Raw genomic sequence first — 22,880 nt, forward strand, 5'->3', positions numbered from 1 at the left:
CATACTCAAAAAGCCCCCCGGTTTGCTGTTCGCGGCAGCTGGGGGGCTTTTTTGGGAGTACTAATAGAGTCGGACTGCGAACCGACAGACGATATAGCCAGTCGTGTCAGGCGACCTTTCCCCGCCTTATCTTTGTTGATTCCCTGCTGACGCCTGCATCAGCGAAATCAGCGTACTAAATCAACTCAGCTCAGTGATTGTCTGCATAGCCGAAAAGCCCAGCGTAGCCCGCGAAATTGCCAACGTGCTCGGTGCCAACCGGCGCATGGATGGCTACTTCGAGGGCAACGGCTACCAGGTAACCTGGACGTTTGGGCACTTTTGCCAACTGCGCGAGCCCGAGGACTACCGCCCCGAGTGGAAGCGCTGGAGCATCCACGATCTGCCCATGCTGCCTGACTCCTTCGGCATCAAACTCATGCGCCGCGACGATGGCGTGGTGAGGCAGTTCAACGTGATTAAAAACCTGCTCGCGGCGGCCACCGAAGTCGTGAACTGCGGCGACGCGGGGCAGGAGGGAGAGGTTATTCAGCGCTGGGTGCTCACCGAGGCCAAGTACCGCAAGCCCTTCAAGCGACTGTGGATTTCGTCGCTGACGGAAGAAGCTATCCGCCAGGGGTTTGCCAACCTGCGCGAGGGCTCCGAGTTTGACCGCTTGTACCAGGCCGGCAAAAGCCGCGCCGTGGGCGACTGGCTGCTGGGTTTGAACGCCACGCGCCTGTTTACGCTCAAATACGCCGCTGGCCAGAAGCAGGTGCTCAGCATTGGCCGGGTGCAGACGCCCACGCTGGCCCTGCTCGTGGACCGCTACCACGAAATTCAAAACTTTAAACCGGAGCCGTATTGGGTGCTACGTACCGAGTACCGGGGCACCATGTTCAGCCACGTAGCGCCGCCCAAAAAAGGCAAGGCCGACGACGATGAGCCCGACGGAGTGTTGGCCGAAAGGGCTCGCCTCAGGGCCCGCGGCTACTTCGTAAGCCAGGAAGAGGCCGACGCGGGTATGGCGGCCGTGCGGGGGGCAATTTTCACCGTGACGGGTGTGGAAATCAAGAAGGCGCTGGAAACGCCGCCTTCCCTCTTTGATCTGACTTCCCTGCAGGTGCAGTGCAACAACCAGTTGGGCCTGTCGGCCGAGGACACGCTCAAGACCGTGCAGGGTCTCTACGAGAAGAAAGTCGTGAGCTATCCGCGCGTGGACACCACCTTTCTGCCCGACGACCAGTACCCCAAAATTGCTGGTATCATGCGCGGCCTGGGGGGCTATTCTGGCCTGACCGCGCCACTGCTGGAGGGCAAAATCCGCAAGTCGACGAAGGTTTTTAACAACAACAAAGTCACCGACCACCACGCCATCATCCCGACGGGCGCGAGTGCCGGCGGTCTGGGCGGCACGGAAAGCAGCGTGTACGATATCATTGTGCGGCGCTTTCTGGCCGCGTTTTACCCCGATTGCGAAGTCAGCAACACGACCGTGACGGGCGAGGCCGCCGCGCATCCGTTCCGGGTGCGGGGCCGCCAGATTCTGAATCCTGGCTGGCGCATTGTGTACGGCGACCCGGAAAAACAGCAGGCCCCATCGGCCCCCAAAGCGGCCGGCGAGGGCGACGACGACGTGGTAAACACCGTGCTGCCGTCCTTTACCCAGGGCGAAAATGGCCCCCATAAGCCCCGACTCGACCAAAAAGTAACCCAGCCGCCCCGCGAGTACACGGAGGCGATGCTACTCCGCGGCATGGAAACCGCCGGCCGTAACGTGGACGATGAAGAGCTGCGGCAGGCCATGAAGGAAAACGGCATCGGTCGCCCCAGCACCCGCGCCGCCATCATCGAAACGCTGTTTAAGCGCGGCTATATCCGGCGCGACAAAAAGAAGATTCTGCCCACACCCACTGGCGTCGAGCTGATTGGCCTCATCCGCAACCCCACCCTCAAATCGGCGGAGCTGACGGGCCAGTGGGAGCAGAAGCTGCGCCAGATCGAAGCCGGCAACCTCGACTCCGACCAGTTTTTGGGTGAGCTGAAAACGCTGGTGCGCGAGATGGTGTTGGAAGTGAAAGCCGACGGTTCCGGTCGCGGTATCAGCGTCAGCGCGCCGGGCGCGGCAGCCGCCGGGGGGCAAAAATCAAGTGCGCCAGCCGGAAAAAAGCCCCCCACGGCCGCCAAGCCGGCCGCGCCGGCCGTACCAGGCAGCTTGGGTGCGTGTCCGGTCTGCGGGCAGGGCTACGTATTGCGCGGCAAAACGGCCTTTGGCTGCTCGCGCTGGCGCGAGGGCTGCGCGCTGCGGCTGCCGGGGCAGTTTGAGGGTAAGATTTTGACTGACAAACAAGTGTCGGCTCTGCTTGGCAAAGGCCGGACGCCCGTTATCAAAGGCTTTATCGATGATGTGGGCCAGAAATTTGACGCGGCCGTGCGCCTCACGCCCCAGCACACGCTGGAGCTGGTGCGTGCCGCCGAAAGCAAGCCTGCCACCACCGAGGCCCCCCAGCAGATACCATGTCCGGTGTGCCGCCTGGGTACTATGCTACGCGGCAAAACGGCCTACGGTTGCTCCCGCTTCCGCGAAGACTGCCAGTTTCGGGTGCCCCTGGAGCTGTGCGGGCGCACCCTCACCGAGGCGCAGATTGCCCAGCTCCTGCGCCGGGGCAAAACGGGCGTCATCCGCGGCTTCACGTCCCAGCGCACCGGCCAGAAGTTTGAGGCCGCCTTGCAGCTGGCCGCCGAAGGCAAGGTGGAGTTTGTGTTCGAGAAGAAATAAGTGCTCTTGCAAAAGGACGCGTACAGTAGAAACAGGCGGTCATGCGGAGCGAAGTCGAAGCATCTCGCGTGTTTGGCAGGCGTAGTGATCCAACATCAGCACACGAGATACTTCGACAAGCGGACGCCGGATTAAGCCCGCCCCGAGACGGATGCCCTGAACATTTTTATCGTCACTACCAAAATAGAAATACCAATGAGCGATAGGTTTTGGGAGTTCCCGCACGGCCGCCGCACCACCGAATGGGCCACGCTGCTGGGGGGTATTTTTCTGCTGCTGGAAGGCGGCGAGCGCTGGTCAGTGGACCGCCGCCTTCCAGCAGCAACCTGACCGCCGCTAAGCATGAATACGGCGCCTACTTCCCTGCGCGAGCTGGCCCTGCTGTTTCTGCGCCTGGGCACCACGGCTTTTGGCGGGCCGGCGGCGCATATTGCCCTGCTGGAAGAGGAAGTAGTGCGCCGCCGCGGCTGGCTCACCCAGCAGCGCTTCCTCGATTTGCTCAGCGCCACCAACCTCATTCCCGGCCCCAACTCCACCGAGCTGGCCATCTATATCGGCTATGAGCGGCGTGGCTGGGCGGGGCTGCTGGTAGCGGGCACCTGCTTTATTCTGCCGGCCATGCTCATCGTCATGGCTTTTGCCTGGGCCTATGTGCGCTTCGGCACGCTGCCGGCCCGGCCCTGGCCGGCGTGCTCTACGGTGTGAAGCCCGTTATCGTGGCCGTAGTAGGGCAGGCGCTCTGGAGTCTGGGCCCCTCGGCCCTGAAAACCTGGCCCTTGGCGCTGCTGGCCGCCGGGGCGCTGGTGCTGGGCCTGCTGGGCGTCAATGAGCTGCTTTTGTTATTCGGAGTCGGCATTGGGGCGCTGGCCTAGCGCTGGCCCACGCTGGAAAGCAGGAAGGTGCCGCCCGCTTTGCTCCTTCTCTTCGGGGCTGTGGCCGTGCTGGCCCTGCTGCCGGTGCTGTTCGGGATGCCGGGCGGGGCGGGCCGCGCGGCGGGCTCCGCTCCGCTGGGGCTAGGGACTTTGTTTCTGGCTTTCGTGAAAATCGGCTTCCTGCTCTACGGCAGTGGCTACGTGCTGCTGGCCTTCCTCGAAGCCGACCTGGTGCAGCGCTTCCACTGGCTTACGCAGGCACAGCTGCTCGACGCCGTGGTGGTAGGACAGGTGACGCCAGGGCCGGTATTCACCACAGCCACCTTCGTGGGCTACGTGCTCAGTGGCTGGCACGGGGCGCTGGTGGCCACGGTGGGCATCTTCCTGCCGGCCTTCGCCTTCGTGGGCCTGAGCATTCCGCTGATTGATAGGCTGCGGCAGTCGCCCCTGGCCGGCGCGTTTCTGGATGGGCTGAACGTGGCTTCGTGGGCTCTGATAGCGGCCATCTCGTCGCACGGCCGTGGTCGATGGGCCTACGGTGCTGTTGGCCCTGGCCAGCGCCGTGCTGCTGCTACGCTACAAAGTTAATTCGGCCTGGCTGGTGCTGGGCGGCGCGGCGCTGGGTTTCGGGTTGCAAGGGCTGGGCTTCATCTATGATTTTCTTTGATTATCTGGTAGCCATCAGTTCCCAGTGGACCGGGGAAACGCTGCTGCGCGGCACCGAGGAGCTGAAGCCCGGCACGAAAGTGGTAACCTAGGTGGCAGCTGCCTCCTAGTCAGGGGCCGACTGCTTCTTCTGCTATTTTAGCTTACGCCGTTGATCGAGTATTTGCACACCCTGGACCGTTGGGGACTATTCGTAGCCAACCAGACCCATTCGCCCTGGGGCGACCAGGTCATGATCTTTTTTACCGACCGCTTCGTGTGGATACCGGCCTACGTGGTGCTGCTGGCGGCGCTCGGCTACCACTACCGGCGACAGGCTTTGCTGCTTATTCCGATGCTGCTGCTTAGCGTGGGCCTGGCCGATTATATTTCCAGCAGTTTGTTCAAGCCGTATTTCGCGCGTCTGCGGCCCTGCCACGACCCAGAGCTGTCAGCCGCGCTGAACCTAGTGAACGGCTGCGGGGGGCAATTTGGCTTCATGTCGTCGCACGCGGCCAACACGACGGCTGTGGCCGTATTTCTAGGTCTGGTGCTGCCGCGCCGCTTCTGGTTGGCCAAGGTGCTGGTAATTATCTGGGCCGCCCTGGTATCCTACAGCCGGATGTACCTGGGAGCCCACTACCCGTCCGATGTGCTGGCCGGGGTCGTGCTGGGCGGAGGGCTGGCCTGGGGCGTAGCAGGGCTGTACGAGCGGGCAGAAAGCCGGTATTATAGCCGTCTGGGTGGGCATCTGACGGAGGAAAGCGTTTAACTTACACCCCAATGACACCGCAGCTTGGTAAGCTTCTGCTTTTCTTGGGCCTGGGCCTGGCGCTGCTGGGGGGCTTTTTGTGGCTTGGGGGCGGCAACTGGCTCAGCTGGTTCGGCCGCCTGCCCGGCGACGTGCGCGTGGAGCGGCCAGGGTTTCGGCTGTATATGCCGTTGGTGTCGATGCTGCTGCTGAGCTTGCTGCTGAGTTTGGTCCTGTGGGTGGTGCGGCGGCTGGGGAGCTGAGAGAAGCTGTGGGGGGCTTTTTTGCAGCTTGGGTAAATAGAAAGAGGTGGTTATGCTTTATGCGGCGGTCATGTAGAGCAAAGCGAAGCACCTCGCTCGCTGACGTCTGGTTACTACTCCAGCATCAGCACACGAGATGCTTCGACAAGCTCAGTATGAATGCCTGTCGATATAAAGAGCGTCAAAAACCACTCATCCTCTGGCCGGCTCGGGAACCGCTGTCAAGCCCGGCGCGGCACCATACTGCACGATATTCTCTACCATGCCTTTGAAAATGATAAAGTGAAAAGGCACCAGCGAATACCAGTACAGCCGCCCCGCCAGACCACGCGGTCGAAAAGCGGCGAGCTGCTCCAGGCGGTGGCCACCGGTTGCTTCATCAGACACGATGCGAAACTGGAGCCAGGCCTCGCCCGGCAGCTTCATCTCGGCATAAAGCAACAGCCGGCGACCGGGGCGGTCAGCGACGAGCACGCGCCAGAAGTCGAGCTGGTCGCCGGCTCGCAGGTCGGTGGGGGAGCGGCGGCTCCGGCGCAAGCCCACGCCGCCCACGAACTTATCCAGCAGCCCTCGCACCCGCCAAAGCCAGTCGACCTTGTACCAGCCCCTTTCGCCGCCGATGCTCCACACGTTGCCCAGCACCTCGTCGGGGTCGCGGGTAAAGGCCATTTGCTGGCGGTCGAAGAGCATCCCGTTCTGCGGAATCTGCACGAAGTCCATGTAGTTGCGCTCCATCACGCCGCTGCTCAGCGCATCGGTCCAGCTGCTGACTACCTCATTTTGCTCAATGCGGGTGAAGGCCAGCTTTAGCGCTTCGGCATAGCCCATACACTCGTGCCGGATCACCTGCGCGATACTGCGTTTGGTCGACACAATTGTATCGTTGCGCAGGCTTTCCACTAAGCTTTGGGCCAGCGAAAACGTGGTGCTCGTCACCAGAAACAGCCACAGCGACGACAGGCGGGGAGTGAGCACGGGCACCGTGAGAATATAGCGCCGGTAGCCGCGCTGCTCAGCCAGGCCTAGCAGCATCTGCTTATAAGTCAGCACGTCAGGGCCACCGATGTCGAAGCCTTGGCCCACGCAATCGGGGTTGTCGAGCACGGCAGTCAGGTAAAACATTACGTCGCGGACGCCAATGGGCTGGCAGCGCGAGTTGAGCCAGCGCGGCGTAATCATCACCGGCAGCTTCTCCACCAAGTCTCGGATTATCTCGAACGAAGCCGACCCCGACCCGATAATAATGCTGGCCCGGAGCACCGTGACGGCCGCTTTTTCAGCTTTCTGCAACACTTTCTCCACCGCCCGCCGCGAGCGCAGATGCGCCGACAGCGCCCGGTCGTTGGCAATGCCGCTGAGGTAAACAACCTGCCGGGCCGTGGTGCGGTTGATATACTGCGTGAAATTCTCCGCCGACTGGCGCTCGGCCCGCACGAAGTCGCGGTCATCGCCGCTCATGGAATGTACCAGGTAATAGGCCGCGTCGAGGTCGGGGGGCAAATCCTGGAGCGACTCAGGCCGGAGCAGGTCGCCCTGGGCCACAGTGACGTAGGCGCGCAGGCGCTCGGGCAGGGTGAAGCGGCGTGGGTCGCGCACCAGGCACACCACCGTGTGGCCCGCCTCTACCAGCAGCGGCAGCAGGCGCTGGCCGATGTAGCCATTGGCACCGGTAAGCAGGATTTTCATGGGCAAGGCGTAAGGTAATGATGGTAGAACCGGCTGACGCCCCGTTAGTTGCAAAGGCGTGCGGCCATTATTCTGTCCCGCCCCGACATTTTGGCTAACATTGCAGCTGCTTTCTACTCTGCTTCGCTATGCCGTTTCCGCTTGCTTCCCGCCGTTGGCTCTGGGTGTTTTTGCTGCTGCTCGGGGGGGCATTTTTTATCGGCCTCGGGGCCTGGGGGCCGCTGGAAAGCAGCGAGGCGCGCTACGCCGAAATCGGTCGCGAGATGCTGGTCAGCGGCGACTGGCTGCACCCGCGCCTGCTCGGCATTCAGCACTTTCACAAGCCCCCACTGACCTACTGGCTCACGGCCGCCGGCCTGACTGTTTTTGGCCCCCACGCGGCGGCGGTCCGCGTGTTGCCGGTGCTAACAGTGCTGCTCCAGGTGCTGCTGATGTATAAGCTGGGTGAGCTGCTCTTTCTTGGCGACCGGGCCCGCGCCCTGGCCACGGCTGTCGTTTACGGCTCCTTGCCCGTGGTGCTCATCTCGGCCCTGAACGTGACCACCGACGCTTACCTGGCTACCCTGGAGCTGGCGGCGGCCTACGGAATTCTGCGCTACTACGCCGGGGGGCAAATCCGGTGGCTTTACCTGTTCTGGCTCGGGTTGGGCCTGGCTTTTCTGACCAAAGGCCCGGTGGGCTTCGTGCTGCCGCTGATGGCCGTGGCCAGTCATTACTTCAAGCAAAACATCGATCAGAAGCAAGCCCGTCGACCTTTCACGGTGCACCATGCGCTGGGGCTGGGGCTGTTTTTGATAGTTGGATTAAGCTGGTATCTGTACCTGATAGCGGAGAACCCGGCCTTTGTGCGCTATTTCTTGTTTGAGCACACCGTGGAGCGCTTCGCTAACGCCGATACCTTTAAGCGGGCTAAGCCGTGGTGGTTTTATCTGGTGCTGGCTCCGGCTACCAGTTTGCCGTGGTCGGTGGCGCTGGTGGTGCAGGCGGTGCGCGTACGGTGGGCCGCGGTGCCGCAGCTCTGGCGCAACGTGCTCATTTTCTGGGTACTGGTACCAATGGGGTTTTTCTCCCTATCCGGCTCCAAGCTGCTGCTGTATGTGTTGCCCATCTTTCCGGGTGTGGCTCTGCTCACGGTGTATTACCTGGGCCGCTGCACCGAGGCCGCGCTGTTTCGCTGGTACGTGGGTATCGTGGCGTTTTTTGGCTTGCTGCTGGGCGTACTGTGCCTGGCACCCGTTTTGGCGGGGGCGCTAAACCTTCCTTTCACGCTGCGTCCCCTCACAGCGGCCGTGCCGGCGGCCGGCGTGATCGTGCTGGTTATTGTGCTCACGCTCTGGGAGCAGGTGCGGATAGCGCCCCGCCTGCTGGCGGCCACGGTCATGTTTACTGTCACGCTGCTGCTGGCAGTCAAACCCATTCTGCACCAGAATGAGCTGGCGGCCAATGGCACGCGCCCCGTGGCCGGGCTGCTTCGGCAGCGCGGCCTCACCCAGCGGCCGCTGCTGGTTTATAATGAGTTGCTGCCGTCCCTGGCCTTCGAGCTGGGCAGGCTCCCGGTTTCATTGAACGACGGCAACCAGAATCTCAACCGCGAAACCCAGTTTGAGCCCGACCAGCGCTGGCAGCAGAATCTGATTTATCTCAATGACTCCACCCAACTGCCCGCCTTGCAGCGAGTGCTCCAGCAGCGCCCCGTGCTTCTGATAAAAGGTGAGCTGAACCCCGAGCGCCGGTGGCTGCTGCCGTATTTCAATCGGCACGAGCATCTGGGCAAGTGGACGGTATGGTATTAATAGGGGCGGGTAGCGGGGTGGTACTACGACTCCAAAGTCGTAGTACCAGTACCACTATCGTTGAACGACCTTACGCGTGTGCAGGCATCAGCAACGATAGTGGTACTACGACTTTGGAGTCGTAGTACCACCCCGCCCGAACCACCCCCACTCAGGAATATACCGCCTCGGCTTTCTCCCGCAGATTATACCCTGAGCTCATTACTTCCCCATACGCGCCCGCCGAGCGCAGCACCACCAAGTCGCCGCGTTGGGTTTCGGGCAGCGGCACGGCGCGCCCAAACGTGTCCGACGATTCACAAATAGGCCCCACCACGTCGTAGGGCTGAATGTCGCCCTGGCTGCTGAGATTTTGAATGTGGTGGTGGCTGCCGTATAGGGCCGGCCGGATCAGCTCCGTCAGGCCCGCGTCGAGAATAGCGAACTGGGTTTGCTGACTGCGCTTCACGTACAGCACCCGGCTCACCAGCGTGCCGCACTGGGCCACGATGGCCCGGCCCAGCTCTACGTGTACCTGCTGGCCCGGCCGCCGGATCAGGTGCTGCTCGAAGGTGCGGAAGTAGGCCTCGAAATCGGGAATGGGGTTGGTATCGGGGTCGTTGTAGTCGATGCCCAGGCCGCCACCCACGTTGAGGTGGGGCAGGGTATAGCCCTGTTCTTCGAGCCAGGTTTGTAGCTCGTTCAGCTTCTGGCTAAGCTCCGCGAATACCGCCAGATCCGTGATTTGAGAGCCAATGTGGGCGTGCAGACCGACCAGTTCCAGGTTAGGCAGCGTCGCCAGCTGCTCTACCACGGCCGGCAAATCATTCAAGCCAATGCCAAATTTGTTAGCTTCCAGCCCTGTCGTGATGTAGTGGTGGGTGTGCGCGTCCACGTTTGGATTTACGCGCAGGGCCACCCGCGCCCGCCGATTTTGCCCCCCAGCCAGCTCATTCAGCACCACCAGCTCCTGGGCCGACTCCGCATTGAAGCACCAGATATCCGCCGCCAGCGCCCGCGTGATTTCTGCGTCCGTTTTGCCCACACCGGCAAAAACGATGTCTTGGGGGGCAAATCCAGTGTCGAGGGCGCGCTGCACTTCGTTGGCGCTGACGCAATCAGCCCCGAGGCCGTGCTCTTTGATAAGGCGCAGGATGGGCTCGTTGACATTCGCTTTTAACGCATAATGCACATGAAACCCCCGCGGCCGCGCCGCCTGCTGCACCGCTTCGAGAGTGCGCCGGAGCAGGCTCAGGTCGTAGTGGTAGAAAGGCGTAGGGCGGGCGAGCAGCTCGCCGGAAAGAGAGAAAGACATTTATTTAGAGTAATAAGCGACGATTAGCCTCAACCCCTAGCCCCTTCTCCTCAGGGAGAAGGGGCTAGGGGTTGAGGCTAATCGTCGGAAGCATCCGAATGGAAAATCTGTCGCTGAAAAAGACCCGCATTCAGCGCCTTCAGCGTCCGCATTTTATCAGCAGTATTCACCAGCAGGCTGATATTATTCGGTGAGCCGCCGTAAGAAATCATCCGCAGCGGAATATCCCCCAGGGCATTGAACACCAGTCGCGCCGAGCCATGGTTTTCCTGAATCAGATTACCAACCAGGCAAATGATTGTCTGGTTTTCATCAATTTCCACGCTGCCAAAATCGCGCAGCTCGGCTAGAATTTCGGTTAAATGCGTAGCATCGTCGATGGTCAATGACACGGCTACTTCCGAGGTCGTAATCATATCGATGGGCGTGCGGTAGCGCTCAAATACCTCAAATACGCTGCGCAGAAAGCCGTGGGCCAGCAGCATTCGGCTCGACTTGATTTTGATTGCCACCAAGCCATCTTTAGCGGCCACCGCTTTGATAGCCTCCGAGCCGGTTTTGCTGGAAATAAGCGTGCCGGGCGCTTCGGGCTGCATCGTGTTGAGCAGGCGCACGGGAATGTTGTACTGGCGTGCCGGCAGCACGGAACTGGGGTGCAGAATCTTAGCCCCGAAATAAGCCAGCTCGGCTGCCTCATCAAACGACAGCTCGCGGATAGGATAGGTGCCTTCCACCACGCGCGGATCGTTATTGTGCAAGCCGTCGATGTCGGTCCAGATCTGGATTTCATCGGCCCCGGCCGCCGCCCCGATCAGGGACGCGGAGTAGTCGGAGCCGCCGCGCTTGAGGTTGTCGATATCGCCCTTGGCATTGCGGCAGATGTAGCCCTGAGTAATAAAAAGCGCCTGGGCGGTGTGGGGGGCTAATTGTTGGGTTAAATGCTCGCGGATGTAGGCGTCGTCGGGCTCGTCGTTGGCATCGAGGCGCATAAACTCCAGCGCCGGCAGCAGCACGGCTTCCTGCCCGCGAATAGCCGTCAGATAGCGGTGAAACAGCAGCGTACTCAGCAGTTCGCCCTGCGCCAGAATCACCCGCTCGCCGGAAGCCGACAACGGCTGACGCATCAGGCCAAAGATGGTTTTAAAGCAAGTGCCTAGCTGACTTATAGCTTCTTCGGCTATCGCTGGCTCGGGCAGCAGCTCACGGGCGACCATCATATAGTGCTGGCGCAGGATTTCGGTTTGGGACGTAGCCGCCTGAATTTCTCCCTCAAAAAGCAGCTTCGCAATTGCAACCAGCGAATTAGTAGTGCCCGCCATAGCCGATAATACCACGATGCGCGGCTCCGAACTTTGAATGAGGTCGGCCACAGAACGCATCCGCGCCGCCGACCCGACGGATGTGCCGCCAAACTTGAGAATTCTCATGAAAAATATTGAGCGTAAGAGCACCCAAGGTACGGCCCAAGCATCAAGATGTGAAATGATGCCCTTGCTGGGGGTATTTTTAACGAACTGCGGGCTATCGGCACTGCTAAGCTCCTGCACGATGCAGGAGGCGCGCTGTTATTCCGCAGGGGTTTGTTTGGACGAAGGAGTAGGCTGGCGCAAGCTCGTTATTCAATGATTTCTGTATTCAGGAAGAGTTCGCCAATTGGTTTAATGACCACTAGTGAATAAAAAGCTCCCCAGATACGATGTCTGGGGGGCTTTTTAGCACTGTCAAATTTGACGAAAAGCGGCTTTCCGCTACACCACGGGCGCTTGAGGCGCGGTGAAAGCCGACGACGCGGGTGGTGCTTCCTGGCGTAAGGACTCGTTGTCCCAGCCTTCATCCACTTCCCGTAAATTTTCGTTGGCCGCGTCGAAGTGGAGCAGTTGTTCCAGCTCCTGAATACGTTGTCGGGCGGTGCTGAAGTAGGTTTTCCGGTCTTTGCGCACGGCCGCCAGCTCGCGCATGGCCAGCTCATCGTGGCGCAGGAAGGTGCGGGCGGCTCGTTGGGCGTGGTAGGCGCGCACGCCCAGCAGACGCAGCGCATCCACGCCCAGGGAACTGTCCACCGTTTCGCGATATACGTCGGTCAGGCCGGCCTCAATAAATTCGTAGGCGTCGGGTCGGTCGTGGGCCCGCACCAGGATGCGTAGGTGGGGAAAGTGACGCCGCACCAGCTCTACCAGCTCCAGCGCCCGCTCCGACGAATCGAGGGCAATGATGATGACTTTGGCTTGACTCGCGCCGGCCGCGTGCAGCAAATCGTAGCGGGACGCATCGCCGTAGTACACGCGCAAACCCAGCTGACGTAGCGTTTCTACGCGGTCAGCATCAAAATCCAGAACGGTGGTGCCGATGTCGTTGGCGCGTAGAAAACGCCCAACGATGTTGCCGTACCGCCCAAATCCCGCAATGATGACGGGTTTTTTCTCCTCGATAGCATCCGCTTCCCGCTCAGGTGCAGCCGATGGCCCCAGGCGCGGCTGAATTACCCGTTCATTAAGCAAAAAAACCAGCGGCGTAAGGGCCATGCTAATAGCCACCACGGCCGTAGCAATACTGGTAATGCGCTGATCCAAAATGCCATTTTGGGTGGTGAAGAACAGCAGCACGAAGGCAAACTCCCCAATCTGGCTTAGCCCCAACGCCAGGGTCGCGTTCTGCGCCCGGTTGCCGGTGAAGCGTTGGCCCAGGACCAACAGCACTGCTGTTTTGACCAGCATAATGGCCACCACCGCCCCCGCTACCAGCAACGGATTTTCCCGGATCAGCCCAAAGTCAATTGCCGCCCCCACCGACATGAAAAACAAGCCCAGCAACAGGCCTTTGAACGGGTCGATGTCGCTCTCAATCTCGTGCTTGTACTCGCTGGTAGCCAGCACCACGCCCGCCACAAAAGCCCCCAACGCCGGACTCAGGCCTACTAGCTCCATCAGCAAAGCCACGCCACCCACCAGCAGCAACGCCGTGGCAATAAATACTTCGCGCAAGCCGCTACGAGCAACCAATCGGAATATCGGCCGCATACCGTACTTGCCCAGCACTACTACGCTAGCTACCGCCGCCACCAAAGCCAGGGCGCGCAGCCAGCCCGGTGCCGACGCTAATAAATTATGATTGGCGGCCGATGCCTCGCCGGGCGTGGCGGGCTGCATAGCCAGTAGGGGCAAAATCGCCAGAATCGGGATAACAGCAATATCCTGAAACAGGAGCACAGAGAACGTGCCTTGCCCGGCGGGTGTACCCAACTGATTTTGTTCTTTATACGTCTGCAGCACAATGGCCGTCGACGACATAGCCAGAATAAGTCCCAGGGCCAGAGCAGGTTTCCACTCGATGCCCGCCACCATGGCCAGTCCCGCCAAGGCCAGCGCCGTCACCACCACTTGCAGGCCGCCGAGCCCAAGAATAGGTGTGCGGAGCTTCCACAGCAAAGCCGGCTCTAGCTCCAGACCCACCAGAAACAGCATAATCACGACGCCAAACTCTGCCACGCGCATCACGTCCTGGCCCTCTTCGCCGACCAGCCCCAGCACGGCTGGCCCAATGACCATCCCGGCCAGCAAATACCCCAGCACCGAGCCCAAACCAAAGCGCTTGGCCAGCGGCACAAACAACACTGCGGCCGCCAGATACACCAACGCTTGCAGCAAAACAGACTGACTCATACAGCAGTGAGTTTAGTTGGCCAAATCCTTAAGAAGCTGTTTGAGTTAGCTGCCAAGTGGCTAAACGAGGTAGAGACGCAATATTTTACGTCTCGCCGTTGCACGATTCACGCGCGAGGAGACGCAAAATATTGCGTCTCTACCTCATTCTACCAGTCCGAAAAGCTAACTCAAACAGCTTCTAAGAAATGGAGCCTGTAAGCTGGCGTATTCAGTGGCCTGGCCCGTGGCGAGCAACGTAAGCAAATCGCGGTACCGGATGGCCGCGGCATCAATCTCCTCATCCGTAATGCGCAGGGAACCGTGCACCACGAATGGCGGCAGGTACTGCATCTTGCAGAGCCGGGCCGTCTGCTCGAAGGGCGCCAACAGCTGCTGGATTGTATAGCGGTTGGAGCCCGTTTCCTGGTAGGCTTCCTGCCGGCCGCCGGTGGTAATGGCGTTCAACATGTGCTTGCCAGCCAAGGCATTGCCGGTGCGCCCGTAGGCCCAGCCGTGTTCCAGCACCAGGTCTTCCCACTGCTTAATCATTGCCGGCGAGCTGTACCAGTAAAACGGGTGGTGCAACACGACATACTCGTGGGCCAAAAGCAACTCCTGTTCCCGCTGTACATCGATGTCGAAGTCGGGGTACTGCTCGTACAAATCGTTTACCGTCACAAAGTCCAACGACTCCACCGCCGCAATCAGCCGCCGGTTCACTCTCGACTTCTCTAGGGCCGGATGCGCAAACTGAATCAGGATACGAGCCATAGGATAGAGACGAGGTGAAGCACAAGTGCCGAAGCAAGTTAAAAAATTCACTGCAAGAGGACACAGTTGCTGTGGAAGCTGCTGCGTATGATAGGGGAAGGCCCGGAATTATTGGAGCTACACTTTAAAAAAGCCCCCACATGCAGTATCTGAGGGGCTTTTTATAGTTGCTCTATGGATACATAATAATCCCTATCTATGAGCTGTTATGTTCAAGGTAAATGGAGTCACAAAGTTATTTCTCCAATATTGGGTTTGTAATTATATTAAAGCCAAACAACCCTTTTTTGATAGTAAGTTTTGCCGAAGTATATCCTTTTGTATTAAAGCCGCAAGGGAACATAATCTGTTTATTTACTCCATTAATATATACTTCTACATATGGCTCTCCGCAGCCATATCTACCTTTAGCTAGGTTTCCATTTTTTAGAACTTCAGTTCTTATAAGTAGCGAGTTATCGGACGCGAGATAATAATTTAAGCTCATGAATATATATACGGCTATTCCTCCCCATGTCATAAGGTTGTAGCACAATTGAAGAAATATGCTGCCTGTGTCAAAATGCTTTTTGAGTAGTTGTCTTGTAAATAGTGTCGCAGTTAAAGTAGTAAAAATGTATATTAAAATTGGGATAGTTGCACTAATAAGTGTTTGCTGATAAATTTTAATTTCAAGTACAGTTAATCCAAGGCCTAGAATTGATAAAGCGTATAAAATAAAATGTATTACAGATCTTTGTGTTTTATTGCGCTTATGATTTAGCCTACTGACCTCAGGCTTTTGTGCTTTGCGGAGCTTCAGGCCTAAATTGCGTAACCCATTATTAGAGGCCATACTCAAGTTCTATCCTTCGGGTACTCTAAAAAAGAAAAATTAAATTCAGGTAAAGCAGTCTACAATTTCCGCCTTTGCAGTCGCTCGGCTATGCCGAGTGACCTTTACGCTTCAGCAGCTGTGCTGCAACGCGTATGAAATCATTGAATTGTAATTAAACGGCATGGGACGCTCGTGGCGTAGGTGTCACTCGGCATAGCCGAGCGACTGCGATTAGTAGGTTTACTACCGAACAGGTGGAGTTACCTACGTAAAATCAAATACTGATAAGGCTGTAAGGTAAGCTGCGTATTCAGCGCCAGTGGCTGCTGGTTTAAGGCATTTAGCCAGGCTGAGTTTACCAAGGCAGCGGGCACCTGATAGCTGGTAGTAGCATTGCGAAGATTGACCAGTACTAAGACTTTTTGAGTGTCGAGAGTTTTCGTGAACGCGCACACATCGTCGCTGCTGTAGGAGGTGAGCGCCCCATTGCGGACAGCGTCGCTGCTGTTGCGAAAGCGGAGGATGCTTCTGTACTCCTTGGTTACAGCCGGGTTGAGCGACCAGTCAATCGTGCGGCGCGTACCCATAAAAGGCAGCCGGACTGGAAATCCTACCTCTTGCCCATTGTAAATCATAGGCGTGCCTTTCATGTAAGCAGCCACCACAAATGCGGCCGTTGACCCTTGCTGACCATTGAATAGCTCCAACGGCGTGCCTTCAGAGCTGTTAATATCGTGGTTGGAGGTGTAGCGCAACATGCGGGCACCAGCCGGAGCATTTGCATAATTCGCCTCGTTGAGATTGTCGAGGAGCTTGACACTTTCGCGTTTGGCAAAAATCCGGTCTTTCATCGTGGCCAGGAAATCAAACCCATAGCGGAGCTGAAAACCAGCCTGGAAGTAGTAAGTTTTGTCGGAGCCTTCGGCAATGAGCAGCAGTTTGTGGGTGCTGATAGAACGGAGGCTGCCCACGGCCTCGGTGAGAAACTCATAGGTGGGGCCATCGGCGTAATCAAGGCGGTAGCCGTCAATGTTGGCCTGAAAAACTCAGTACCGCATGGCCTGAATCATGGCGGCCCGCATGGGCGCGCTCGCGAAGTTGAGCTGGGCTACGTCACTCCAGCCCAGGGGAGGGTTTTTGATGTTGCCGGCAGCATCCTGCTGGTACCAATCCTTGTGCGCGGTCACCCAGGGGTGGTGCCAGGCGGTGTGGTTGGCTACCCAATGAGTACGACGGCCATACGGCGAGCATGAGCACCGTCCACAAGCGCCCGCAAATCAGCCAGCGTACCGAGTTCCGGATTTACCGCCATATAGTCCTGTATTGCATAAGGCGAGTCGAAGGCTTTCAGCTTACCAATAGGATAAATTGGTATCAAATACACCACATTGATACCTAGCGCTTTGATAGAGTCCAGGCGAGCTAATACTCCCTTGAAATTGCCTTGCGCACTAAACGCCCGCATATTGACCTGATACACCGTGGCATTCGGAGCATCGGGCACTTCCGTGAAGGGCGTACCGTATTGGGCCGGATCGGCCGTGGCCGAGGGAACGGTTGGAGTAGAGGGAGAAACTACGGTTACTTTACTGCAGGAAATCAGCAGAACAGACCAGAGTAAAATAGCTATCTTCTTCATGTTTAATCGTCAAGGGTTGCCAATTACAGATGGCAGTAGCGGTAGGTTAGAGTGTGACTCGCAGTTCGTCGGCGTCGAGTGTGGGCATAGACTTGCACCAGCATTGAAGCCTGTGATACCACTGATATTAAAGTAAAAAATCCAACGTCAATGTCGGCAGAATCAGCAGGCGTCGGCTCACGGTGGACATTTTATCTCCCTGGTATTCGGCGCGAAAACCATTGCCCAGGAACACATTGAATCCGGTTCGGAAATGGTTGCTGAACCGAAGATTAGTGCCTAAACCGCCGCCCACGTTTACATCGTGGATGGTGCCGCTGGTGCCGTATAATTCCCAATGGTACCAGGAATAAATGCCCCCCAGGCCCACTAGCGGCTCAATAAAGGGGTGGTTAGTGGGAATATAGTACGTCAGCAGGCCAATGCCGGCCCCGCTGTTTTCTCCTGCCCGTCGTCCCTTGTCGAATGACAGGGCACCTACTGCTTTGAAGGCGAACTGGTCGCTAAACCTAAGCTCGGTTTGCAAGCCTACGGCCTGGTAGGTGCCTAGCACGCCCAAAGCAACTTTGTAGTCGCGATTGGTAATAGGGTTCGTTGGCGCTTGCGCAAGGAGGGTGAAGGGTAAGCAGCAAGCAATTAGAAGTAAGCATTTTTTCACAGGCAATGAGAGAAGTAGGAGAGCAGAGAAGGAAATACCGCCTTATGCTAGGTATGATAATCGCTTTCCTAGGCGGTCACTGGTCATGCGCAATGGAGCGAAGCATCTCGTTAACGGTAGCTTGATGACTAATTCCACTACCCGAGCGAGATGCTTCGCGCCGCCCTGCATGACCGCCCAATACAAAACCTGAATACAATAGTAGCTGTTCCATGCTCCATCCCAAAAGCTAGAATTGGAGCAACTGCCCTTGCTCTGGAAAGATGAGTTTCATCTGCAACGAATTCGCTTCGGTGAGCTGCTTTTTGATGGCAGTCTCATTGCCGGCTGTTGGTTTGATATGGGTAATGACAACGGGCAGCCCACGTAGCGCGGCCGCGCCGGTTAGCTGACTAAGGGCAGCCATTTCCTGCATGAGCAAGGCCGGGGTAAGGTGCCCGAACAACTGCGCTGGGGGCTGGACATTGGCGTAGGAAGTTTCGATGAAAATGGCCTTGAGCTGGCCGGCTTTTACCAGTGGCTGAATGGCTTGCCATAAGTTGCGCAGCTGGGGGGCTTTTTCGATGGCATCGGCGCCGGTGTCGCCGAGGTAGAGCAGGTAGCTATTCTGGCTGCGGATCAGGAAGGCGGCGCTCTGATAGGGCTTGCCGTGGCTCAGCACAAACGTCTGGACGCTCAAGACCGTGTTTTCGAGGGCCGTTTCCTGGCCGGGCGTTAGGGGCTGCAGCTGGTATTTGCGCAGGGCTGGCGGGTTGCCGCTGCTGCCGAAGTTGGGCCAGGTTCGCCAGTTGAAATAATCGTTTTGAATGGTTTTAAGACAGTCACTCAGGCCGTAGATGCTTTTGGGTGAGTCGTCGGTAGCGTTCAGCAGCAGGCCCGCTACGTGGTCGAGGTGGGCGTGGGAAATGAGATAAGCCTTGATGTTGTTGCGGATTACCTCGCCCGCCGACCCCGTAAATACCTTACGCGCTACGGCCTTTTCCACGCCACTATACACGCTGCCCGCATCCAGACACACGTAGGAAGTGGAGCCCGACGCCGCAACCAGATAGGCGGAAAGGTTGCCCTCATCCAGTCCGCCTTTCACGCCCAGCGGCACGACGCTAAAGGCGGGAGAATCTGGGCGCTGCGCGAGGACACAATGCCCCACCAGGAGCAGTAAGAGCAGCAAGCACCGTTGGAATAAACGCGTCGTCTCCATACCCATAAGGTAGCCATAGATTCAGCTTATCAGGCGGCCATAACCAGATCTATACTTGCTTGAAGCGCCTTGCCCACTCTTCCATCTTCAGCTCGAACCGAACTTCCCCGGAGGCAGTCCGGCCGGCTTCGCGCCAGCCCGATTTTCGATAGAATCTTTCGGCCCGCGTTCCCGGACTCGTGCTGAGCCAAATGGGATGCTGGGTGTGGCTGAAATACCAGCGTAGCATCAGCGCCTGTAGCTGCCGGCCGATGCCCTGTTGCTCGTAGTCGGGGTGTACAAAGAGTGCCCAGATGCTATGGTCTTGCAGGTCGGCAATGGCGAACCCCACAATCTGGTCGTCTGCTTCGCAAACCCAGCCGTTACCCCGCTTGGTCAGGTAATCGATGTTGTCTTGCTCCGTTACCCGATCAGGGTTGGAAAGCTGGTTTTCCCTGACCGCCATCCGGACAACCATGTGTTGCGGAATATCAGCCACCTGGGCTTCGCGGTAAAGCATGGCTATAAAGGTGCTTCGCAATGGGTTTTTGGCTACTTAACGCGCCGTTCGCTTACCAAACACGTAGCCGAATTTCACATTCAGAGCCGGCACTAATCGCCACGAATAATACACTGGTTTGCGGAAGCTCAAGCCGACGGCTGATTCAAAGAAAAACTGCCCACCCAGAGCACGGCGTAAGCCCCATTTTGGCGTCACGCTAAGCGCCTGCTCGAAGCGCAGCCGGTCGCTAATGTTAGAACCAAATGTATAGTCGGCGCTCAGAGCTACGTAGTTAGCCGAGTTATTGGTAGTATTTTTACCCTTGGCAGTCCGCTTTAGAAAGTTGTAGTAGAAGCGCGGCTCTACGTTCACAACAGGAGCCAGATAGATGTCTATGGTTGTGCCCCAGCCGTCACTGCGGCCCTGGAAATCACTCGCCAGCATAAGTTCGGCCGTCAGGCTGGTGCGCGGACTCAGAGCCCGTTCGTAGGCATAAGACAATCCTAAAAACGTGAGTTTTGCGCTGTGCATGGTTTCAATCTCGGGGCTGGGTACAGCAGCTGGTTCCTGCGCCGTTGCCAGTCGCGAAATACAGAGGAAAGCGACAAGCAGTTTAATTTTAGGCAATAACATACCTGTGTACACTGCGAAGGTAGGATACTAGAGCGACAGACAAAACGGAAGCGGCTTCGGAAACGGGGTCGCTTTTTTCGTGCGTTCCTTGGAAAGAAAAAAAGATTCTATAAGAAGGCACTTTTGATTGGCGAACGTTCGTATATTTGCTGGCGAACGCAAAGAACGCACTCATGATACCGTACGAGACCACTTTTGAGCAAGAGGTTGCGCTTCAATCTTTCATTAGTAGCCTAGATACCGAGAAGGGCAAGCTTAATAAGGCGAGCGCCGAACTTGCGCAAACCATTGCCGGTTATAGGCAGGCTAAAAAGCGTTTTCTCGCCTTGCAAGCTCTTATCCAGAGAATGCAAGGTGGCAACACCGACCCCTCGGCTGAAAGTGACACCGGGGAAACCGGCGGTGCCGAACATGTCGCGAACGCTAATGCAGCGAATACAACTCCAGCCGTATCGCCTAACGGAGTAGGGTTTCGGGATGAACTTGTAGAAATAGTGAAGTCTGGTGGCTTTATCAAGACAACAGGAAAAATTCTTGCCTCTATCCGCGAATCCCGTGGCGTTGTGCCAAAGTCCAGTGTAGCGGGTGCATTAAGCGATCTTTCCGAGGGGGGGCCTTTGAAAAGAGTGCGAAATGTTAAACTGAATACTAGTTATTACGGATTGCCTGAGTGGTTCAACGGAGACATACCAAAGCCCGAACACTTACCCGAACAGCCATTGGATAGTATGCCAAGAACGCAGGCGTAGCAAGAGTATATACACTAAAACGGCCCCCGTTGTAGCGGGGGCCGAATCAGAATAGAGCAGTAATGCTCAATAGTACCGTACCGTCCGCTAGGTTGCCGCCTAGGGGGGGGGTCGGTGGGGAAAGCCGTCCGTAAGGCAGCCAACCTCAATTTTACTCCTAAACGCCTACTATGCGTAAAAGAGAAAAGTACCCCGTAAGACCTCAAAGAGGTAAACGGATTTGTCACATACGCAAGGGCGTATGCCGTATTCCCAACAACCGACCGCGGAAAACACGTTAATCGTAGGTCGTTTATTGAATTGGCCGTTCTGTTGACGCAGAACGGCCTTTCTTATGCAAATATACAAAATATATTCTCACATCTGAGTGTTACACTCAGATTTTAAGCGTATATTTACACTAGATAAATGCTATACATATGCTGCCTTACTTCAAAACCTTACTCGATTTAACGACAACGTTTCCGGACGAGGCGACTTGTATAACTCACCTTGAGGCTATCTTATGGCCTAATGGCCCGGTGTCACCATTCGATGCGACAGGCAAAGTATACAAGTGCGCTGGACACCGCTACAAGTGCAAGAACACAGGGAAGTACTTCAATGTGAAGGTGGGTACCGTATTTGAAGACACGAAAATTCCGCTGGTGAAGTGGTTTATGGCTCTCTATATCTTCTCGTCGCACAAGAAGGGCATCAGTTCTTATCAGTTAGCTCGTGATATCGGCGTAACGCAAAAGTCTGCTTGGTTCCTGTTGCACCGCTTGCGCTACGCTTTTCAGCACCCAGCCGCTCCGTTGACTGGCGAAGTAGAACTTGACGAAACCTATGTAGGGGGCAAAGAGGGCAACAAGCACAAGTCGAAGAAAACACCTGGTACGCAAGGCCGTAGCATAGCCAAGAAAGCGCCGGTCTTTGGTATGTTGCAACGCGACGGACACGTAGTAGCTCAAGTCGTACCCGACGTAACGGCGGAAACGTTGCTGCCTATCATTGAGGAAGCCATAGAAGCCGGTTCTACACTTAACACCGACGAATACCAGGTGTACCGCAAGGTAGCCGAAGTGTACGTACACCGGATAGTACGCCACAGCGCCAAGCAATACGTAGACGGACAGGCGCACACCAACGGCTTAGAAGGCTTTTGGAGCCACTTCAAGCGAATGATTGATGGCATCTACCATCACGTGAGCTTAGAACACCTGCAAGCGTATGTCAACGAGTTTTCGCGGCGCTGGAACACGCGCCGGATGCAAACAGGTGAACGTTTTAACCTGATATTGAGTAATATTACAGGACGGCTTACTTACGCCGTTCTGATTGCTCATGCCTAAACCACCGCCCCCACCTGTTGACGAAGATGGCCGTATGTCGCTAGAAGACTTTAACGCTGGCTTGCGCGTGTTACTCAAGACACCGCCGCCGCCTGTGCAACGCAAGTTTAAGCCGAAGCCTAAAGCAGAGCCACCCAAAGAGCAGAAATAGAAACGGCCCCTCATGCGAGGGGCCGTTTTTTGTAGGAGCAAGCCTAAGCCTTAGAGTAACAAGAGCTGGATATTCGCCGTTTGTTGGTTATACTCGCATCTTTAACACCCCACCAAACGCCATGTACCATGTCTGAGCCTGTCCTGAAACTTACCGGCCTTATCTACAAGGGCGATTCTCCCGGCGTTTTCGTCGGCTGCATCAAGGAAATGCGAGGAGTCGTTGTGCAAGGCAATAGCGAAGATGCTGTATACCGGGATTTGGTGGAAGGCGCGAAGTTTTTGGTTGAGTTCAAACATGAAGAAGCCTTACAGTTATTACGCGAACAGATCAATGCGGAGTATGTGACTGATGAGGAAATTGATTTCTCCCTAAGCCGTGAAGTAATTCGCGAAGTCAGTGCTGAATGAAGACAGCCGACTTTCACTTTTATCTGCACTGCTGCAACTGCGAATTGATTCAGCAGTCCCACCTGTTTTGGGTGTGGAAATCCGATATTGGGGGCATTACCCGTATCCAGCGCAAAGAGAAATACCTGGAGCGTCAAGCTGTCTTCTTGCACTGCATGGATTTAGGCATTGATATGCCTGAAAAATTCGCTACCTATCAGCAAGACGCTGAAAGGGCATTACCTGACCGCAGGTTTAAGGCATAGCTTTCTGTGATTAGCCGACCACGAAATAGGGCTACCGTATTCGGTAGCCCTATTGTATTTGCTAGGTGTACACAAGTATATTATTGCC

At 56.9% G+C, this 22,880-nt stretch carries 25 protein-coding genes; 12 read left to right on the top strand and 13 right to left on the bottom strand.

The window, feature by feature from the left end:
• The first annotated feature begins 193 nt into the window (after positions 1 to 193).
• The 7 genes from B9A24_RS08835 to B9A24_RS08850 all read left to right on the top strand — a co-directional run bounded on the left by B9A24_RS08835 (position 194) and on the right by B9A24_RS08850 (position 5,289).
• Entirely contained in the window at positions 194 to 2,758 is a 2,565-nt protein-coding gene (locus tag B9A24_RS08835; RefSeq protein WP_084444809.1) for a type IA DNA topoisomerase, read from the top strand.
• A 195-nt stretch (positions 2,759 to 2,953) separates the two neighbouring features.
• Positions 2,954 to 3,088 (top strand): hypothetical protein, encoded by a 135-nt coding sequence (locus B9A24_RS22960; protein ID WP_262490591.1) that lies wholly within the window; start codon positions 2,954 to 2,956, stop codon positions 3,086 to 3,088.
• Positions 3,089 to 3,100: 12 nt separating this feature from the next.
• Complete coding sequence (locus tag B9A24_RS22305) at positions 3,101 to 3,463, top strand: chromate transporter (protein WP_200813894.1); 363 nt, start codon at positions 3,101 to 3,103, stop codon at positions 3,461 to 3,463.
• Positions 3,460 to 3,630, top strand: a complete 171-nt coding sequence (locus tag B9A24_RS22310) for a hypothetical protein (protein ID WP_200813895.1) — start codon at positions 3,460 to 3,462, stop codon at positions 3,628 to 3,630. Before B9A24_RS22305 ends, B9A24_RS22310 begins: the two co-directional genes overlap by 4 nt.
• Before the next feature lie 39 nt (positions 3,631 to 3,669).
• Positions 3,670 to 4,218, top strand: a complete 549-nt coding sequence (locus tag B9A24_RS22315) for a chromate transporter (RefSeq protein WP_200813896.1) — start codon at positions 3,670 to 3,672, stop codon at positions 4,216 to 4,218.
• 229 nt (positions 4,219 to 4,447) lie between these two features.
• A complete protein-coding gene (locus B9A24_RS08845; protein ID WP_084444810.1) occupies positions 4,448 to 5,047 on the top strand; it encodes a phosphatase PAP2 family protein in 600 nt (199 codons plus the stop codon).
• A gap of 11 nt (positions 5,048 to 5,058) precedes the next feature.
• Positions 5,059 to 5,289, top strand: coding sequence for a DUF2905 domain-containing protein (locus B9A24_RS08850; protein ID WP_084444811.1), 231 nt, complete (start codon positions 5,059 to 5,061; stop codon positions 5,287 to 5,289).
• A gap of 192 nt (positions 5,290 to 5,481) precedes the next feature.
• Here the strand turns inward: B9A24_RS08850 and B9A24_RS08855 are convergent, their stop codons facing one another.
• Positions 5,482 to 6,975 carry an SDR family oxidoreductase gene (locus B9A24_RS08855; protein ID WP_084444812.1) on the bottom strand — a complete coding sequence of 498 codons (1,494 nt, stop codon included), beginning with the start codon at positions 6,973 to 6,975 and terminating at the stop codon, positions 5,482 to 5,484.
• A gap of 128 nt (positions 6,976 to 7,103) precedes the next feature.
• On the opposite strand from B9A24_RS08855, the gene B9A24_RS08860 reads away from it, so the two are divergent.
• A complete protein-coding gene (locus B9A24_RS08860) occupies positions 7,104 to 8,768 on the top strand; it encodes an ArnT family glycosyltransferase (protein WP_084444813.1) in 1,665 nt (554 codons plus the stop codon).
• A 151-nt stretch (positions 8,769 to 8,919) separates the two neighbouring features.
• Here the strand turns inward: B9A24_RS08860 and lysA are convergent, their stop codons facing one another.
• The 12 genes from lysA to B9A24_RS08915 form a co-directional block, all read right to left on the bottom strand.
• Positions 8,920 to 10,062, bottom strand: coding sequence for a diaminopimelate decarboxylase (gene lysA / locus B9A24_RS08865; RefSeq protein ID WP_084444814.1), 1,143 nt, complete (start codon positions 10,060 to 10,062; stop codon positions 8,920 to 8,922).
• 77 nt (positions 10,063 to 10,139) lie between these two features.
• Positions 10,140 to 11,489 carry an aspartate kinase gene (locus B9A24_RS08870; protein ID WP_084444828.1) on the bottom strand — a complete coding sequence of 450 codons (1,350 nt, stop codon included), beginning with the start codon at positions 11,487 to 11,489 and terminating at the stop codon, positions 10,140 to 10,142.
• A 321-nt stretch (positions 11,490 to 11,810) separates the two neighbouring features.
• Entirely contained in the window at positions 11,811 to 13,721 is a 1,911-nt protein-coding gene (locus tag B9A24_RS08875; RefSeq protein ID WP_084444815.1) for a monovalent cation:proton antiporter-2 (CPA2) family protein, read from the bottom strand.
• A gap of 165 nt (positions 13,722 to 13,886) precedes the next feature.
• Positions 13,887 to 14,474 (bottom strand): glutathione-regulated potassium-efflux system oxidoreductase KefF, encoded by a 588-nt coding sequence (kefF, locus tag B9A24_RS08880; protein ID WP_084444816.1) that lies wholly within the window; start codon positions 14,472 to 14,474, stop codon positions 13,887 to 13,889.
• A 235-nt stretch (positions 14,475 to 14,709) separates the two neighbouring features.
• A complete protein-coding gene (locus B9A24_RS08885; protein ID WP_084444817.1) occupies positions 14,710 to 15,309 on the bottom strand; it encodes a hypothetical protein in 600 nt (199 codons plus the stop codon).
• 242 nt (positions 15,310 to 15,551) lie between these two features.
• Positions 15,552 to 16,262, bottom strand: coding sequence for an alpha-glucosidase C-terminal domain-containing protein (locus B9A24_RS08890; RefSeq protein WP_084444818.1), 711 nt, complete (start codon positions 16,260 to 16,262; stop codon positions 15,552 to 15,554).
• Positions 16,263 to 16,337: 75 nt separating this feature from the next.
• A complete protein-coding gene (locus B9A24_RS22045; protein ID WP_159452000.1) occupies positions 16,338 to 16,478 on the bottom strand; it encodes a hypothetical protein in 141 nt (46 codons plus the stop codon).
• A 29-nt stretch (positions 16,479 to 16,507) separates the two neighbouring features.
• A complete protein-coding gene (locus tag B9A24_RS08895) occupies positions 16,508 to 16,930 on the bottom strand; it encodes an alpha-amylase family glycosyl hydrolase (RefSeq protein ID WP_084444819.1) in 423 nt (140 codons plus the stop codon).
• A gap of 127 nt (positions 16,931 to 17,057) precedes the next feature.
• On the bottom strand, positions 17,058 to 17,588 hold the full coding sequence (locus tag B9A24_RS08900) for a hypothetical protein (protein WP_084444820.1): 531 nt from the start codon (positions 17,586 to 17,588) through the stop codon (positions 17,058 to 17,060).
• A gap of 229 nt (positions 17,589 to 17,817) precedes the next feature.
• On the bottom strand, positions 17,818 to 18,789 hold the full coding sequence (locus B9A24_RS08905) for an MBL fold metallo-hydrolase (RefSeq protein WP_084444829.1): 972 nt from the start codon (positions 18,787 to 18,789) through the stop codon (positions 17,818 to 17,820).
• 49 nt (positions 18,790 to 18,838) lie between these two features.
• Positions 18,839 to 19,288 (bottom strand): GNAT family N-acetyltransferase, encoded by a 450-nt coding sequence (locus B9A24_RS08910; protein ID WP_084444821.1) that lies wholly within the window; start codon positions 19,286 to 19,288, stop codon positions 18,839 to 18,841.
• A gap of 36 nt (positions 19,289 to 19,324) precedes the next feature.
• Complete coding sequence (locus tag B9A24_RS08915) at positions 19,325 to 19,801, bottom strand: hypothetical protein (RefSeq protein WP_143434859.1); 477 nt, start codon at positions 19,799 to 19,801, stop codon at positions 19,325 to 19,327.
• Positions 19,802 to 20,076: 275 nt separating this feature from the next.
• On the opposite strand from B9A24_RS08915, the gene B9A24_RS08920 reads away from it, so the two are divergent.
• The 4 genes from B9A24_RS08920 (at position 20,077) to B9A24_RS08935 (ending at position 22,792) form a co-directional block, all read left to right on the top strand.
• Positions 20,077 to 20,652: a hypothetical protein gene (locus B9A24_RS08920; protein ID WP_084444823.1), complete on the top strand. Its 576-nt coding sequence runs from the start codon at positions 20,077 to 20,079 to the stop codon at positions 20,650 to 20,652.
• 419 nt (positions 20,653 to 21,071) lie between these two features.
• A complete protein-coding gene (locus B9A24_RS08925) occupies positions 21,072 to 21,986 on the top strand; it encodes an IS1595 family transposase (RefSeq protein ID WP_084444824.1) in 915 nt (304 codons plus the stop codon).
• A gap of 279 nt (positions 21,987 to 22,265) precedes the next feature.
• Positions 22,266 to 22,547: a hypothetical protein gene (locus B9A24_RS08930; RefSeq protein WP_084444825.1), complete on the top strand. Its 282-nt coding sequence runs from the start codon at positions 22,266 to 22,268 to the stop codon at positions 22,545 to 22,547.
• A 71-nt stretch (positions 22,548 to 22,618) separates the two neighbouring features.
• A complete protein-coding gene (locus B9A24_RS08935; protein WP_234997134.1) occupies positions 22,619 to 22,792 on the top strand; it encodes a hypothetical protein in 174 nt (57 codons plus the stop codon).
• Positions 22,793 to 22,880 lie beyond the last annotated feature (88 nt).

Source organism: Hymenobacter roseosalivarius DSM 11622 (assembly GCF_900176135.1).
Classification (GTDB): domain Bacteria; phylum Bacteroidota; class Bacteroidia; order Cytophagales; family Hymenobacteraceae; genus Hymenobacter; species Hymenobacter roseosalivarius.